We start from the raw sequence: 15,000 nt of genomic DNA on the forward strand, positions 1-15,000 counted from the left end.
CGTCGGAAGCAGGGAGGACCATCTCCCAAGGCTAAATACTCCCTAGTGACCGATAGTGAACCAGTACCGTGAGGGAAAGGTGAAAAGCACCCCGGGAGGGGAGTGAAAGAGAACCTGAAACCGTGTGCCTACAAGTAGTCAGAGCCCGTTTATGGGTGATGGCGTGCCTTTTGTAGAATGAACCGGCGAGTTACGATCTCGTGCGAGGTTAAGTCGAAAAGACGGAGCCGTAGCGAAAGCGAGTCTGAATAGGGCGTATAGTACGAGGTCGTAGACCCGAAACCAGGTGATCTACCCATGTCCAGGGTGAAGGTAGGGTAATACCTACTGGAGGCCCGAACCCACGCACGTTGAAAAGTGCGGGGATGAGGTGTGGGTAGGGGTGAAATGCCAATCGAACTTGGAGATAGCTGGTTCTCCCCGAAATAGCTTTAGGGCTAGCCTCGAGTGAAGAGTCTTGGAGGTAGAGCACTGATTGGGCTAGGGGCCCTCATCGGGTTACCGAACTCAGTCAAACTCCGAATGCCAATGACTTATACTCGGGAGTCAGACTACGAGTGATAAGATCCGTGGTCAAGAGGGAAACAGCCCAGATCACCAGCTAAGGTCCCAAAGTATACGTTAAGTGGAAAAGGATGTGGAGTTGCTTAGACAACCAGGATGTTGGCTTAGAAGCAGCCACCATTTAAAGAGTGCGTAATAGCTCACTGGTCGAGTGACTCTGCGCCGAAAATGTACCGGGGCTAAACGTATCACCGAAGCTGTGGGACGACTTGCGTCGTCGGTAGGGGAGCGTTCTAAGGGCGTCGAAGCTAGACCGGAAGGACTAGTGGAGCGCTTAGAAGTGAGAATGCCGGTGTGAGTAGCGAAAACAGAGGTGAGAATCCTCTGCACCGAAAGCCTAAGGTTTCCTGAGGAAGGCTCGTCCGCTCAGGGTTAGTCGGGACCTAAGCCGAGGCCGAAAGGCGTAGGCGATGGACAACAGGTTGATATTCCTGTACCACCTCCTCACCGTTTGAGCAATGGGGGGACGCAGGAGGATAGGGTCAGCGCGCGACTGGTTGTGCGCGTCCAAGCAGTTAGGCGCCTCAAGTAGGCAAATCCGCTTGAGTAGGCTGAGCTGTGATGGCGAGGGAAATGAAGTACCGAAGTGCCTGATTCCACACTGCCAAGAAAAGCCTCTAGCGAGGTGAGAGGTGCCCGTACCGCAAACCGACACAGGTAGGCGAGGAGAGAATCCTAAGGTGCGCGGGAGAACTCTCGTTAAGGAACTCGGCAAAATGACCCCGTAACTTCGGGAGAAGGGGTGCTCCCTCGGGTGAATAGCCCAGGGGAGCCGCAGTGAAAAGGCCCAAGCGACTGTTTATCAAAAACACAGGTCTCTGCGAAGCCGTAAGGCGAAGTATAGGGGCTGACACCTGCCCGGTGCTGGAAGGTTAAGGGGAGCGCTTAGCGCAAGCGAAGGTGCGAACCGAAGCCCCAGTAAACGGCGGCCGTAACTATAACGGTCCTAAGGTAGCGAAATTCCTTGTCGGGTAAGTTCCGACCCGCACGAAAGGTGTAACGACTTGGGCACTGTCTCAACGAGAGACCCGGTGAAATCATAGTACCTGTGAAGATGCAGGTTACCCGCGACAGGACGGAAAGACCCCGTGGAGCTTTACTGCAGCCTGATATTGAATGTTGGTGCGACATGTACAGCATAGGTGGGAGACTGAGAAGCCTGGACGCCAGTCTAGGTGGAGTCGCCGTTGGGATACCACCCTTGTCGTACTGAGATTCTAACCCGCACCCCTGATCGGGGTGGGAGACAGTGTCAGGTGGGCAGTTTGACTGGGGCGGTCGCCTCCCAAAGCGTAACGGAGGCGCCCAAAGGTTCCCTCAGAATGGTTGGAAATCATTCGAAGAGTGTAAAGGCAGAAGGGAGCTTGACTGCGAGACCTACAAGTCGAGCAGGGACGAAAGTCGGGCTTAGTGATCCGGTGGTTCCGAATGGAAGGGCCATCGCTCAACGGATAAAAGCTACCCCGGGGATAACAGGCTTATCTCCCCCAAGAGTCCACATCGACGGGGAGGTTTGGCACCTCGATGTCGGCTCATCGCATCCTGGGGCTGTAGTCGGTCCCAAGGGTTGGGCTGTTCGCCCATTAAAGCGGTACGCGAGCTGGGTTCAGAACGTCGTGAGACAGTTCGGTCCCTATCCGTCGCGGGCGTAGGAAATTTGAGAGGAGCTGTCCTTAGTACGAGAGGACCGGGATGGACGCACCGCTGGTGTACCAGTTGTCCCGCCAGGGGCACAGCTGGGTAGCTATGTGCGGAAGGGATAAGCGCTGAAAGCATCTAAGCGTGAAGCCCCCCTCAAGATGAGATTTCCCATCGCGTCAAGCGAGTAAGATCCCTTGAAGATGACAAGGTTGATAGGTCCGAGGTGGAAGCGTGGCGACACGTGCAGCTGACGGATACTAATCGATCGAGGACTTAACTAAGCACACAAGAAAGGCGTAGGCGACTGTTCAGCCACGAAGAGCGCGAAAGGCCTGCGAGGAGGCTGTTGCCGCCACAGCAGGACTGAAGCGATTCGAGGGGCTAGGAGCCGAAGCTAGACAGTAAGAAAAGCGGAGAACGGTTCTTGACGTAGTCAAGAAAACATCCGACGGAGCCAAAAGCTTTTGACGAAGACGTGTGTGCACGTCGAACGGAAAAAGCGAAGGCGGAGGAGGATGTTAGTTCGAAGCTAGACAACTAGAAAAGCGTAGGCGACTGTTTAGTCCTGTTATCTAGTTTTGAAGGAATAATCCTTCACGCCTTACATGGCGCTATGAAAAAGCATGTTTGCTCGGTGACGATGGCGGAGAGGTCACACCCGTTCCCATCCCGAACACGGAAGTTAAGCTCTCCAGCGCCGATGGTAGTTGGCGGGACACCGCCTGCGAGAGTAGGACGTTGCCGGGCAAAGAGAAGACCAAGACGATTTAGTCTTGGTCTTCTTTGCTATGTAGTAAATAGCGATATAAGTAGCTTGGTATTTTCCACTCCGTTACGTCTAAAAACTGTACAATAAAAGGGTATGCATCATTTGAATAACTATGGAGGAGATCGTACCACCATTCTGTTTCATAGCGGCAAATCATACTTAAATTATAGAGTAGTAAATAGTGAGCAACGATTTCATGAATGTGTTTGTTTTGTTCATTTTGTTGTTTAAAATATAGATCAAATAAAGGACTGAGCTCCTCAATTTGTCGCAGCAATTGCTCCATAGAAAACTTTTCTCCGTATACGTGTTTCACATGAAACATTTTTTCAGAAAAATAAGTAAACAATCCGTGCTTTTGAATTTTTACTTCATCTTTAAAAAAATCGTAGTTTTGTTTTTTTCTTTTTCTCGTTGATACTCCATGTGCTAAAACCGATGATGATTCCGGATAATCAGGGTGAATGGTTAATAAACACGCTTTAAGAAGCTGTACATTCCCATAAAATAATAACACGGGTTTGATGGCCAAAGGCGCTTCACGTGCGGTATCATAAAACTTTTTCCCATGTTGTAAGTAGTACATAAATGGATAACAATTGTTGTAACTTTTCTTTTCAGCGTCCTCCCGTCCTTCTTGTTTGTAGCGTTCAAGTAAAAATTGGTGTACAAAATTTGATGAATAAAATACTTCCCACATCGTATATGCTCCTTGTTTAATTGATCGAATTATCTAACATTTTCGTGTTTTCTTGACAGAAAAAAGCGAAGTTGATACTCTACTAATTAATATTTCCAAAGTGAGGGGGAAAAACAATGTGGGAAACAAAATTTGTGAAAGAAGGATTGACCTTTGATGACGTCCTTTTAATCCCAGCTAAGTCAGAAGTGTTGCCACGTGATGTCGATTTAACTGTTGAGCTAAGTAAAACGTTAAAATTGAATATCCCGATCATTAGCGCGGGAATGGATACGGTAACGGAGGCGGAAATGGCGATTGCAATGGCACGCCAAGGAGGATTAGGAATTATTCATAAAAACATGTCAATTGAACAACAGGCGGAACAAGTCGATAAAGTAAAACGTTCTGAAAGTGGCGTGATTACGGATCCGTTCTTTTTAACTCCTGAACATCAAGTATATGATGCAGAACATTTAATGAGTAAATATCGTATTTCAGGTGTTCCAATCGTGAACAATGCTGAAGAACAAAAGCTTGTTGGAATTATTACGAATCGCGATTTACGCTTCATTCAAGATTACTCAATGAAAATTTCTGATGTGATGACAAAAGAAAACTTAATTACTGCCCCTGTTGGAACAACATTAGAAGAAGCGGAAAAAATTTTGCAAAAGTACAAAATTGAAAAACTCCCTCTCGTTGATGATCAAGGTGTGTTAAAGGGACTTATTACGATTAAAGATATTGAAAAAGTCATCGAATTTCCGAATGCAGCCAAAGATGCAAAAGGACGTCTTCTTGTTGGGGCGGCTGTCGGGGTTACTGCAGATACGATGTTGCGCGTGAAAAAGCTTGTAGAAGCAAATGTTGATGTCATTGTAGTTGATACAGCTCATGGCCATTCTAAAGGGGTGCTTGAGACGGTACGGAAAATTCGCGACACATATCCGACATTAAATATTATTGCAGGAAATGTCGCGACAGCAGAGGCGACACGCGATTTAATTGAAGCAGGGGCGAACATTATTAAAGTGGGTATTGGTCCAGGTTCAATTTGTACGACACGGGTTGTCGCAGGTGTCGGCGTGCCACAAATTACAGCAATTTACGACTGTGCAACAGAAGCACGAAAATACGGTGTCGCTATTATTGCTGATGGAGGAATTAAATATTCTGGTGATATCGTAAAAGCTTTAGCGGCTGGTGGACATGCCGTTATGCTTGGTAGTTTGCTTGCAGGTGTGTCTGAAAGCCCTGGAGAAACAGAAATCTACCAAGGTAGACGATTTAAAGTGTATCGTGGTATGGGGTCAGTTGGAGCAATGGAGAGAGGAAGTAAAGATCGTTACTTCCAAGAAGATAATAAAAAATTTGTTCCAGAAGGTATTGAAGGACGAGTGCCTTATAAAGGACCGCTTGCTGATACGATTTATCAACTTGTTGGGGGATTACGTGCAGGAATGGGATACTGTGGCACGAAAAACTTAGAAGAATTGCGGGAAAAAACTCAATTCGTGCGCATGACTGGAGCAGGATTAAGAGAAAGTCATCCGCACGATGTTCAAATTACGAAAGAAGCTCCAAACTACTCATTCATGTGATGACAAATAGACAGAGGTGGAAGATTCCTCTGTCTATTTTTTTTTACAAGAGTATGTTAAAATAACGGTTATGTAAAACAGAGTTGGAGGGTTTGAGCGTGAAAACATGGTACAAAAGCTTCATCATTTCGATTGCAGCAATGTTTTTATTTATGGTGACGTTACCGCAAAATATAAAAGCGGAAGAAGACGTACTAAATATCGAAGCAGATGCCGCTATCCTTGTTGAAGCGGAGACGGGGAAAATTTTATACCAAAAAAACATTGATGCGGTTTTAGGAATTGCTAGTATGACAAAAATGATGACGGAATACTTGTTGCTAGAGGCGATTCATGAAGGACGCGTGAAATGGGATCAAGAATATGCAGTAAGTGAGTATGTATATCAAATTTCCCAAAAGCGCGATTTATCGAACGTTCCGTTGAGAAAAGACGGGAAATATACAGTGCGTGAACTGTATGAAGCGATGGCGATTTACTCAGCAAACGGGGCGACAGTTGCCATTGCAGAAATTGTTGGTGGTTCGGAAACAAATTTTGTTAAAATGATGAATGAAAAAGCGAAAGAGTTAGGATTAAAAGATTACAAGTTCGTCAATGCAACAGGGTTAAATAACAAAGATTTAGGAGGATTGCACCCAGCAGGCAGCGGAGATAACGAAGAAAATGTGATGTCCGCTCGTGCTGTAGCGACATTAGCGTATCATTTATATCACGAGTTCCCAGAAATTTTAGAAACCGCAAGTATTCCTCGTAAATACTTCCGAGAAGGAACAGATGATCAAATTAAAATGGATAACTGGAACTGGATGCTCCCGGGACTTGTTTCAGCATACGAAGGTGTCGATGGGATTAAAACGGGATATACAGAATTTGCAGGATATTGCTTTACAGGTACGGCAGAGCGAAATGGCATGCGATTTATTACCGTTGTGATGAATGCGAAAACGAACGGAAAAGGCACGCATTTGTCGCGTTTTGAACAGACGAGAAAAATGTTGGACTACGCGTTTAGCAACTATACTGTGCAACAATTGTATCCAAAAGGTTATATTACAAAAAAACATGAAACGGTAGCAGTGAAGAAAGGGAAAGAAAAAGAAGTTGCGATTGCAACAAAACAACCGTTGTCCCTTGTCATTAAGCGAGGGGAAGAAAAAAAATATAAGCCTGTTGTCGTCATTGAAAAAGAAACGTTAACAGCTCCTGTGAAAAAAGGACAAAAAGTAGGGTATATGTACGTGAAATATGAAGGAACAGACTATGGTTACTTAACAAAAGAAGGAGAGAAGGTAGATATCGTAACAAGGCGATCTGTAGAAAAAGCGAATGGCTTCGTTTTGGCGATGCGAGCGATCGGTGAATTATTTGGTGACATTTGGAATGGTGCTTCAAATGCGATGAAAGGATTATTTTAAAGCCCTCTTTTTTAGAGGGCTTTAAAATTTTTATTGTGATTTTTAAAAAAATTGAGTTAAAATAAAGAAATGTAGCTAGTGTTTCTATACTTTTACCTAGTAAAAACGTATGCTAGAATATGGATAGTGTACTGCAGTGATGAATAGTTGTCGCTGGACTGATTTTTCAGTACAATATCACAATAACGATATACATAATGGGAGGAATGAACGGTGGCGGTTACAGGTACAGAACGTGTAAAACGCGGAATGGCGGAAATGCAAAAAGGTGGCGTCATTATGGACGTCGTGAACGCAGAACAAGCGAAAATTGCCGAAGCAGCAGGTGCAGTAGCTGTTATGGCTCTTGAGCGTGTTCCAGCTGATATTCGTGCAGCAGGTGGCGTTGCACGCATGGCTGATCCGACTGTGATTGAAGAAGTAATGAAAGCAGTATCGATTCCAGTCATGGCAAAGGCGCGTATCGGTCATTATGTTGAAGCGCGTGTATTAGAGGCGCTTGGTGTAGATTACATCGACGAGAGCGAAGTGTTGACGCCGGCAGATGAAGAATTTCATATTGATAAACGTCAATTTACTGTACCGTTCGTATGCGGTTGCCGTGATTTAGGTGAAGCGGCTCGTCGTATTGCTGAAGGGGCATCTATGCTTCGTACAAAAGGCGAACCAGGAACAGGAAACATTGTTGAAGCTGTTCGTCATATGCGCAAAGTGAACGCTCAAGTGCGCAAAGTTGTTAGCATGAGCGAAGATGAATTAATGACAGAAGCGAAAAATTTAGGGGCACCGTTTGAAGTATTGTTACAAATTAAACGTCTTGGTCGTCTTCCTGTCGTTAACTTTGCAGCAGGTGGTGTCGCAACACCAGCAGATGCAGCGTTAATGATGCATTTAGGTGCTGACGGTGTATTTGTCGGTTCAGGTATTTTTAAATCAGACAATCCTGAAAAATATGCGCGTGCCATCGTTGAAGCGACAACTCATTACGAAGATTACGAATTAATTGCTCATTTATCAAAAGGATTAGGTGGAGCGATGAAAGGCATTGATATTTCTTCATTGCTTCCTGAACAACGGATGCAAGAACGCGGATGGTAACGTAAAGGAGCAATGAACATGACGAAAATAGGGGTACTCGGATTGCAAGGAGCCGTGCGTGAACACGTACGTTCAATTGAAGCGTGTGGTGCTGAAGCGGTAGTTATTAAAAAGGTAGAGCAACTGACACATATTGATGGTCTTATTATTCCAGGCGGAGAAAGTACGACGATGCGTCGTTTAATGGACAAATACGGGTTTATTGAACCGCTGAAGCAATTCGCTCGTGAAGGAAAGCCGATGTTTGGAACGTGCGCAGGCTTGATTATTTTAGCCAAAAAAATTGTTGGTTACGATGAACCACACCTTGGTTTAATGGATATTACAGTCGAACGCAACTCATTCGGACGCCAACGCGAAAGTTTTGAAGCATCGTTAACGATTAAAGGTGTTGCGGACGATTTTATTGGTGTATTTATTCGAGCTCCGCACATTGTTTCCGTAGGAGACGACGTTGATGTGCTTGCGACATATGAGGACCGTATTGTCGCGGCAAGGCATGGACAATTTTTAGGATGTTCGTTTCACCCCGAATTAACGGACGATCATCGCATGACACAATATTTCATAAACATGGTTAAAGAAGCGAAAGAATAAACAGGTTGCATTTTGTTTAAACTTATAGTACATTATTTCCAAGAAAATGATATAACGAAAAAGCGATGACAGGAACTAGTAACAAGCCCTCTTCCTTTCAGAGAGCCGATGGTTGGTGTGAATCGGCAGGAATGACTTGTGAATCCATCCTGGAGCGAAATGCTGAACGCATGAAGTTAGTAGGCATTTCCGGTGAGAACCGTTACATGTCTCGAGTGGAGGACGCATGTCTTCAACTAGGGTGGCAACGCGGGAGTACTCTCGTCCCTTTCTTTTGGGACGGGAGTTTTTTGTTTCATAAATCAAAAAGGAGGAATGCTGATGTTAGACTTAAAATTTTTACGTGCAAATTTTGAGGAGGTAAAACAGAAGCTCCAGCATCGTGGTGAGGACTTAACGGATTTTGAACAATTCGAGCAGCTCGACCGTCGTCGCCGTGAATTAATCGCACAAGCAGAGGAACTAAAAAATAAGCGCAACGATGTGTCACAACAAATTGCCATCTTAAAGCGAGAAAAAAAAGACGCAGACTATCTCATTGCTGAAATGCGTGAAGTTGGCGATCGCATTAAAGTGCTTGATGATGAATTGCGGGAAGTGGAACAACAGCTTGAGACGTTGCTTTTATCGATTCCAAACGTTCCGCATGACTCTGTGCCGATTGGCGAATCAGAAGATGACAACATAGAAATTCGTAAATGGGGGGAGCCACGTTCATTTTCTTTTGAACCGAAACCGCATTGGGAAATTGCTGATCAACTCGGGATTTTAGATTTTGAACGGGCAGCGAAGGTAACAGGAAGTCGATTTGTGTTTTATAAAGGCCTTGGGGCACGATTGGAACGTGCGTTAATTAACTTCATGTTAGACGTACATGTGGAACAACACGGATATGAAGAAGTTTTACCACCGTACATTGTGAATCGAGCAAGCATGACTGGAACAGGACAGCTTCCGAAGTTTGAGGAAGATGCGTTCCGGATCGAGAGTGAAGATTACTTTTTAATTCCGACAGCAGAAGTTCCTGTGACTAACTTACATCGTGATGAAATTTTATCAGCGGACGATTTGCCAATTAAATATGCTGCTTATAGCGCATGTTTCCGTTCAGAAGCGGGATCAGCAGGAAGAGATACGCGCGGATTAATTCGGCAACATCAGTTTAATAAGGTAGAGCTTGTCAAATTTGTGAAACCGGAAGATTCCTACGTGGAACTCGAAAAGTTAACAAATGATGCAGAGCGCATCTTGCAATTATTAGATTTACCGTATCGTGTGATGAGCATGTGTACAGCTGATCTAGGCTTTACTGCAGCCAAAAAATATGACATTGAAGTATGGTTACCAAGCTATGGTACGTATCGAGAAATTTCTTCCTGCAGCAATTTTGAAGCGTTTCAAGCTCGCCGTGCAAACATCCGTTTCCGCCGAGATCCGAAAGCAAAGCCAGAACATGTGCATACGTTAAATGGATCCGGTTTAGCCATTGGACGAACAGTTGCAGCGATTTTGGAAAATTATCAACAAGAAGATGGAACAGTCGTGATTCCAGAAGTGCTTCGCCCATACATGGGAGGAAAAGAAGTGATTTCATAAGGGGAGAATTTGCTCCCCTTTTTTAATAAAAAGTGTTGACATAGTATAATGGTTATGATAAATTAGTACATGTCGATACGGAGGAGTACCCAAGTCTGGCTGAAGGGGTCGGTCTTGAAAACCGAGAGGCGTCGAAAGGCGCGCGGGGGTTCGAATCCCTCCTCCTCCGCCATCATTCGAATATTTACGGTCCACAGCGCATAAAATGGAGATTGTTTACCGAATAATTCGTTACATATTGTAACGAATTTTTGTTTCATATAAGCAAAACAGAAGGATGCCCAAAATGAAGCTAGGGGCATCCTTATTTTTTTAATTTGCGATATTGTTCAATCATGTAACCAATTTTTGCGACGATCGGCTCGATCGATTGGGCATCGCGAATAATATCGTATTCATTAATGTTAATGCGCAAAACAGGACAAGCATTAAAACTGTTGATCCATCTCTCATATCTTTCATACATTTCTTTCCAATATTCAACCGGTGTTTGTTGTTCCATTGGGCGACCGCGTTCACGAATACGTTTAATGATTTCCTCGAAACTTCCTTCTAAGTAAATCAGTAAATCAGGGTGTGGGAAATACGGTGTCATGACCATCGCTTCAAATAAACTTGTATATGTTTCATAGTCGACTTTTGACATCGTCCCTTTTTCAAAATGCATTTTTGCAAAAATGCCAGTATCCTCGTAAATAGATCGGTCTTGAACAAATCCTCCGCCATATTCAAAAATGCGTTTTTGTTCTTTAAATCGTTCTGCAAGAAAATAAATTTGAAGATGGAAACTCCAACGTTTAAAATCAGCATAAAATTTATCTAAATACGGATTTGTGTCTACCTTTTCAAAAGAGGTGCGGAATTGAAGTGCATCAGCTAACGCTTTTGTCATCGTTGATTTTCCTACACCAACTGTTCCGGCAATGGTAATAACAGCATCGCTTGGAATATGATATTTTTCTCGTAAATTCATTGTTCTAAGCTCCTTTTAAGAACAGATTGCAATTCATTTAGAATGAAAAAACGGTCTTGGTCACGATGAACGAAATCGAGATCATCTCCGTTAAACCGTAATACAGGGATGTGAGGGTGGGCTTGCTCAAATTGCTCCATTGCTTGTTCGTAAGCATGTGATAGTTGTTGTAAATAGTTCGGATCAATGTTTTTTTCAAATTCGCGACCTCGCATCGCGATACGTCTGAGTAACGTGTGCAATGAAGCATGCAAATAAATGACGACATTTGGTTTTGGCATGTCGTTTGTTAAAATGTCATAAATTTGCACATACTTTTCGTACTGCTTTCCCTTTAAAGTCTGTCTAGCAAAGATTAAGTTTTTGAAAATATGATAATCAGCTACAACCGGTTTTCCATTGCTTAAAAACTTTTTTTCGACATCTTCTAGTTGTTTGTAACGGTTGCATAGAAAAAACATCTCCGTTTGGAAGCTCCACTCTTCAATGTTTTCGTAAAATTTACCCAAAAAGGGATTTTCATCAACAATTTCTTTTAACAATTCATATTGAAAATAGTCTGAAATGACCTTTGCTAATGATGTTTTTCCAACACCAATTGGACCTTCAACAGTAATAAAGGGCACGCGGGACATTGTGTAACCTCCTTCAGGTGAAACCGTCTGTGTAGACAGACAAAATTTATTTTAACATAAAATGATTACTCTGTATGTTGCTTTTTTATTTTGATATACTCTATAGATGATAAAAAGTACGGGAGTTTCAAAAATGAGAAATGATGAGTATTACATGCGTCTAGCTATTGAAGAAGCAAAAAAGGCGGAGAACATCGGAGAAGTGCCTATTGGTGCTGTTGTTGTATACAATGACGAAGTGATTGCACGAGCCCACAATTTGCGTGAACGAGATCAACGATCGATTGCGCATGCGGAGCTTTTAGCCATCGATGAAGCGTGTCGAAAGCTAGGTACGTGGCGACTAGAAGAGGCAACGCTTTATGTGACGTTAGAACCTTGTGCGATGTGTGCTGGAGCGATTGTTCTTTCTCGTATAAAGCGGGTTGTGTTTGGGGCGAGCGATCCAAAAGGGGGATGTGCCGGAACATTAATGAATTTATTACAAGAGCCACGGTTTAATCACCAAGTGGAAGTCGTTAGAGGAGTATTAGCTGAGCAATGTGGAGAAATGCTAAGTGAATTTTTCCGACGTTTACGTCAACGAAAGAAGGCAGAAAAAAATAGTTTAAATCCCAATTAAATTCCACTTTGTAGTCATTGCAATTTGTATGAAAAAGAGATATACTTATACTTGCGTTAGTGATAACGCATTGCCGTGCTAAGCGGGGAGGTAGCGGTGCCCTGTACTCGCAATCCGCTCTAGCGAGGCTGAATTCCTTCTTTAGGTTAGTTTGCTGTAGAGCCTGCCTAGAGTAAGTGGTGTTGACGTTTGGGTCCTGCGCAATGGGAATCCGTGAACCCTGTCAGGTCCGGAAGGAAGCAGCAGTAAGCGGACGCTCCCATGTGCCGCAGGGGTGCCTGAACTGAGCTAACTGCTCTAGTAACGTCTATGGCAGCTAGTCGACGGAAGGTGCACGGCAATTTACATAGATTGAATCAAAGCACTTGCTTAAAAGGCAAGTGCTTTTTTCATGCGTTTTTTAATGATATAATAAATGAGATATGAGCAAAGAGGAGGGCAGTTTCGTGAGTTATAAAGCTTTATATCGTGTTTTTCGACCGCAAAGTTTTAAGGATGTTGTCGGTCAAGAACACGTGACAAAAACGTTGCAAAATGCCCTGCTTCAACAAAAGATTTCACATGCATATTTATTTTCAGGTCCACGTGGGACAGGAAAAACGAGTATAGCTAAAATTTTTGCTAAAGCGGTAAATTGCGAACACCGTCCAACAGCAGAGCCATGCAACGAATGTCCGACTTGTTTAGGCATTACGAACGGTTCGATTTCTGATGTGTTAGAGATTGACGCAGCATCAAATAACGGAGTGGATGAAATTCGCGACATTCGTGAGAAGGTGAAATTTGCCCCAACGTCAGCACCGTATAAAGTGTATATTATTGACGAAGTGCATATGTTATCCATTGGGGCGTTTAATGCGTTATTAAAAACGTTGGAAGAGCCTCCGAAACATGTTATTTTCATTTTAGCGACAACGGAACCACATAAAATTCCTTTAACGATCGTTTCTCGATGTCAACGATTTGATTTTCGGCGCATTGAGTTGAAGTCGATTGTGTCGCGGTTAAAAACGGTTGTTGTGGAGGAAGGCATAGATGTAGAGGAAGAGGCACTATTTGCGATTGCACGTGCTGCCGATGGTGGAATGCGTGATGCGTTAAGTTTGCTCGATCAAGCCATTTCTTTCAGTGAAGATCGCGTGTTGCTTGAGGATGTGTTAGCGGTTACAGGTGCAGTTTCACAACGAAAAATCGCAGATTTAATTTATGCGATATATGAAAAAAAGACCGTTGAGGCGTTGCGTCTTTTTCAACATTTAATGGAACAAGGGAAAGATCCGAATCGCCTTGTCGAAGATTTAATTTACTATTATCGAGATATGCTTTTATATAAAGCAGCACCTCAGCTAGAAGATGTGACCCATCGTGTGCTCGTTGATGAACGCTTTCGTGAGCTTTCTGACATGATTCCAACATCGCTTATATATGAAGCGATCGACTTGTTGAGTAAAAGTCAACAAGATATGCGCCTAACGAACCATCCGCGCGTGCATATGGAAGTTGCAATTGTGAAGCTTTGTTATGAAGAGGAACGAGTAATCAAAACCTCGATTTCTCCAGCGTTGGAGGAGAAAGTGAAACAGCTTGAAGAACAATTAGCGAAACTGAAAGAAACCGGTGTGAAGCTTTCCTCTTCAGAAACAAGCGAGCCGGTGAAAAAAACAGGAAAAAGCATTCGCACAGACTATAAAATACCGGTAGGACGCATTCATGAAGTGCTTCGCCAAGCAACGCATCAACATTTATCTCTTATTAAAGGAAATTGGGCACATGTGCTTGAGACGCTAAAAAAGCAAAATAAAGTGTCACATGCAGCATTATTACAAGAGAGCGAACCTGTAGCAGCAAGTGGCATAGCTTTTGTGTTAAAATTTAAATATGAAATTCATTGTAAAATGGTTGCTGATAATAGTAACTATGTCAAAGACAATTTAGAACAAGTATTATTTGAATTAACAGGGAAAAAACTCGATACGATTCCTGTTCCCGAAAGTGAATGGCTTCAAATTCGCGAGCAGTTCATTCGTCAACAAACAAGTGGAAATGAACAACATGAACAGGAAGATCCATTTATTTTGGAAGCGAAAAAATGGTTTGGCGAAAACTTAATTGAAATTAAAGAATAATGGAGGAATGATGAAAATGATGCGTGGAATGGGAAATATGCAAAAAATGATGAAACAGATGCAAAAAATGCAAAAAGATATGGAAAAAGCGCAAGCCGAATTAGCTGAAAAAACAGTTGAAGGAACAGCAGGCGGTGGAATGGTTACCGTTATTGCAAATGGTCATAAACAAATTTTGGAAGTTAAAATTAAAGAGGAGGTCGTTGATCCGGAAGATATCGACATGTTGCAAGATTTAGTGCTTGCTGCGACGAATGATGCGCTAAAAAAAGTAGATGAGTTAACCGCAGAAACGATGGGGCAGTTTACAAAAGGATTGAATATACCGGGATTATTCTAGGAGGCTATTATGTATTACCCAGAGCCGATATCCAAATTAATCGACAGCTTCATGAAATTGCCAGGCATCGGGCCGAAAACGGCCGTCCGTCTGGCGTTTTTTGTGTTAAATATGAAAGAAGATGTAGTATTAGATTTTGCAAAAGCGCTTGTAAATGCGAAAAGAAATTTAACGTATTGCTCATCGTGTGGTCATATTACAGATAAGGATCCTTGTTATATTTGTGAAGACGATAAGCGAGATCGTTCGATCATTTGTGTTGTGCAAGACCCGAAAGATGTTATTGCTATGGAAAAAATGAAAGAATACAACGGATTGTATCATGTGTTACATGGAGC

Annotated in this window: 12 protein-coding genes, 1 tRNA gene, 2 rRNA genes, 1 other RNA gene and 1 other annotated feature (2 of these 17 running past the window's edge); of the genes, 13 read left to right on the forward strand and 3 right to left on the reverse strand. The window is 43.2% G+C overall.

Translation table 11 applies throughout. From position 1 onward, the window contains the following. A 23S ribosomal RNA gene (locus ACPF7I_RS00055) occupies positions 1-2,486 on the forward strand (it extends 440 nt beyond the left edge of the window). A gap of 349 nt (positions 2,487-2,835) precedes the next feature. Beyond that, positions 2,836-2,952, forward strand: a 5S ribosomal RNA gene (gene rrf / locus ACPF7I_RS00060). Between the two features lie 20 nt (positions 2,953-2,972). Here the strand turns inward: rrf and ACPF7I_RS00065 are convergent. Then, positions 2,973-3,674, reverse strand: a complete 702-nt coding sequence (locus ACPF7I_RS00065; protein WP_430745484.1) for a YaaC family protein — start codon at positions 3,672-3,674, stop codon at positions 2,973-2,975. A 116-nt stretch (positions 3,675-3,790) separates the two neighbouring features. Between ACPF7I_RS00065 and guaB the strand changes: the two genes are divergently transcribed. The 6 genes from guaB (at position 3,791) to ACPF7I_RS00095 (ending at position 10,138) form a co-directional block, all read left to right on the forward strand. Continuing rightward, complete coding sequence (gene guaB / locus ACPF7I_RS00070) at positions 3,791-5,257, forward strand: IMP dehydrogenase (RefSeq protein WP_430745482.1); 1,467 nt, start codon at positions 3,791-3,793, stop codon at positions 5,255-5,257. Between the two features lie 140 nt (positions 5,258-5,397). Further along, positions 5,398-6,675, forward strand: coding sequence for a D-alanyl-D-alanine carboxypeptidase family protein (locus tag ACPF7I_RS00075; protein ID WP_430746016.1), 1,278 nt, complete (start codon positions 5,398-5,400; stop codon positions 6,673-6,675). 213 nt (positions 6,676-6,888) lie between these two features. Next, the gene (gene pdxS / locus ACPF7I_RS00080) at positions 6,889-7,773 is read left to right on the forward strand and encodes a pyridoxal 5'-phosphate synthase lyase subunit PdxS (protein WP_043968011.1); all 885 of its coding nucleotides are present in this window, start codon (positions 6,889-6,891) and stop codon (positions 7,771-7,773) included. A gap of 18 nt (positions 7,774-7,791) precedes the next feature. Further along, positions 7,792-8,370, forward strand: coding sequence for a pyridoxal 5'-phosphate synthase glutaminase subunit PdxT (pdxT, locus tag ACPF7I_RS00085; RefSeq protein ID WP_430745480.1), 579 nt, complete (start codon positions 7,792-7,794; stop codon positions 8,368-8,370). Positions 8,371-8,426: 56 nt separating this feature from the next. Then, positions 8,427-8,642 (forward strand) — a binding site (T-box leader). A 49-nt stretch (positions 8,643-8,691) separates the two neighbouring features. Beyond that, positions 8,692-9,966, forward strand: a complete 1,275-nt coding sequence (gene serS / locus ACPF7I_RS00090) for a serine--tRNA ligase (RefSeq protein WP_430745479.1) — start codon at positions 8,692-8,694, stop codon at positions 9,964-9,966. 79 nt (positions 9,967-10,045) lie between these two features. Continuing rightward, a tRNA-Ser gene (locus ACPF7I_RS00095) sits at positions 10,046-10,138 on the forward strand. 132 nt (positions 10,139-10,270) lie between these two features. On the opposite strand, the gene ACPF7I_RS00100 is transcribed toward ACPF7I_RS00095, so the two are convergent. Both ACPF7I_RS00100 and ACPF7I_RS00105 read right to left on the reverse strand, forming a co-directional pair. Continuing rightward, a complete protein-coding gene (locus ACPF7I_RS00100) occupies positions 10,271-10,939 on the reverse strand; it encodes a deoxynucleoside kinase (RefSeq protein WP_430745477.1) in 669 nt (222 codons plus the stop codon). After that, positions 10,936-11,574 (reverse strand): deoxynucleoside kinase, encoded by a 639-nt coding sequence (locus ACPF7I_RS00105; protein WP_430745476.1) that lies wholly within the window; start codon positions 11,572-11,574, stop codon positions 10,936-10,938. The genes ACPF7I_RS00100 and ACPF7I_RS00105 overlap by 4 nt, the downstream gene beginning before the upstream one ends. Before the next feature lie 133 nt (positions 11,575-11,707). Here ACPF7I_RS00105 and tadA point away from each other — a divergent pair, with 133 nt between their 5' ends. The 5 genes from tadA to recR form a co-directional block, all read left to right on the forward strand. Further along, on the forward strand, positions 11,708-12,196 hold the full coding sequence (tadA, locus tag ACPF7I_RS00110; RefSeq protein ID WP_430745475.1) for a tRNA adenosine(34) deaminase TadA: 489 nt from the start codon (positions 11,708-11,710) through the stop codon (positions 12,194-12,196). 73 nt (positions 12,197-12,269) lie between these two features. After that, positions 12,270-12,534, forward strand: an RNA gene (gene ffs, locus ACPF7I_RS00115) — signal recognition particle sRNA large type. Positions 12,535-12,642: 108 nt separating this feature from the next. Next, the gene (gene dnaX / locus ACPF7I_RS00120) at positions 12,643-14,322 is read left to right on the forward strand and encodes a DNA polymerase III subunit gamma/tau (protein WP_430745473.1); all 1,680 of its coding nucleotides are present in this window, start codon (positions 12,643-12,645) and stop codon (positions 14,320-14,322) included. A 16-nt stretch (positions 14,323-14,338) separates the two neighbouring features. Then, positions 14,339-14,662, forward strand: a complete 324-nt coding sequence (locus ACPF7I_RS00125; protein WP_021095866.1) for a YbaB/EbfC family nucleoid-associated protein — start codon at positions 14,339-14,341, stop codon at positions 14,660-14,662. Between the two features lie 9 nt (positions 14,663-14,671). Further along, positions 14,672-15,000 carry the 5' portion of a recombination mediator RecR gene (gene recR / locus ACPF7I_RS00130; protein ID WP_004888493.1) on the forward strand. Its footprint extends 268 nt past the window's final position, so the window shows 329 of its 597 coding nt (coding positions 1-329); its start codon is at positions 14,672-14,674; its stop codon lies off the right edge, out of view.

This window comes from Anoxybacillus dikiliensis (assembly GCF_050613275.1).
Classification (GTDB): domain Bacteria; phylum Bacillota; class Bacilli; order Bacillales; family Anoxybacillaceae; genus Anoxybacillus.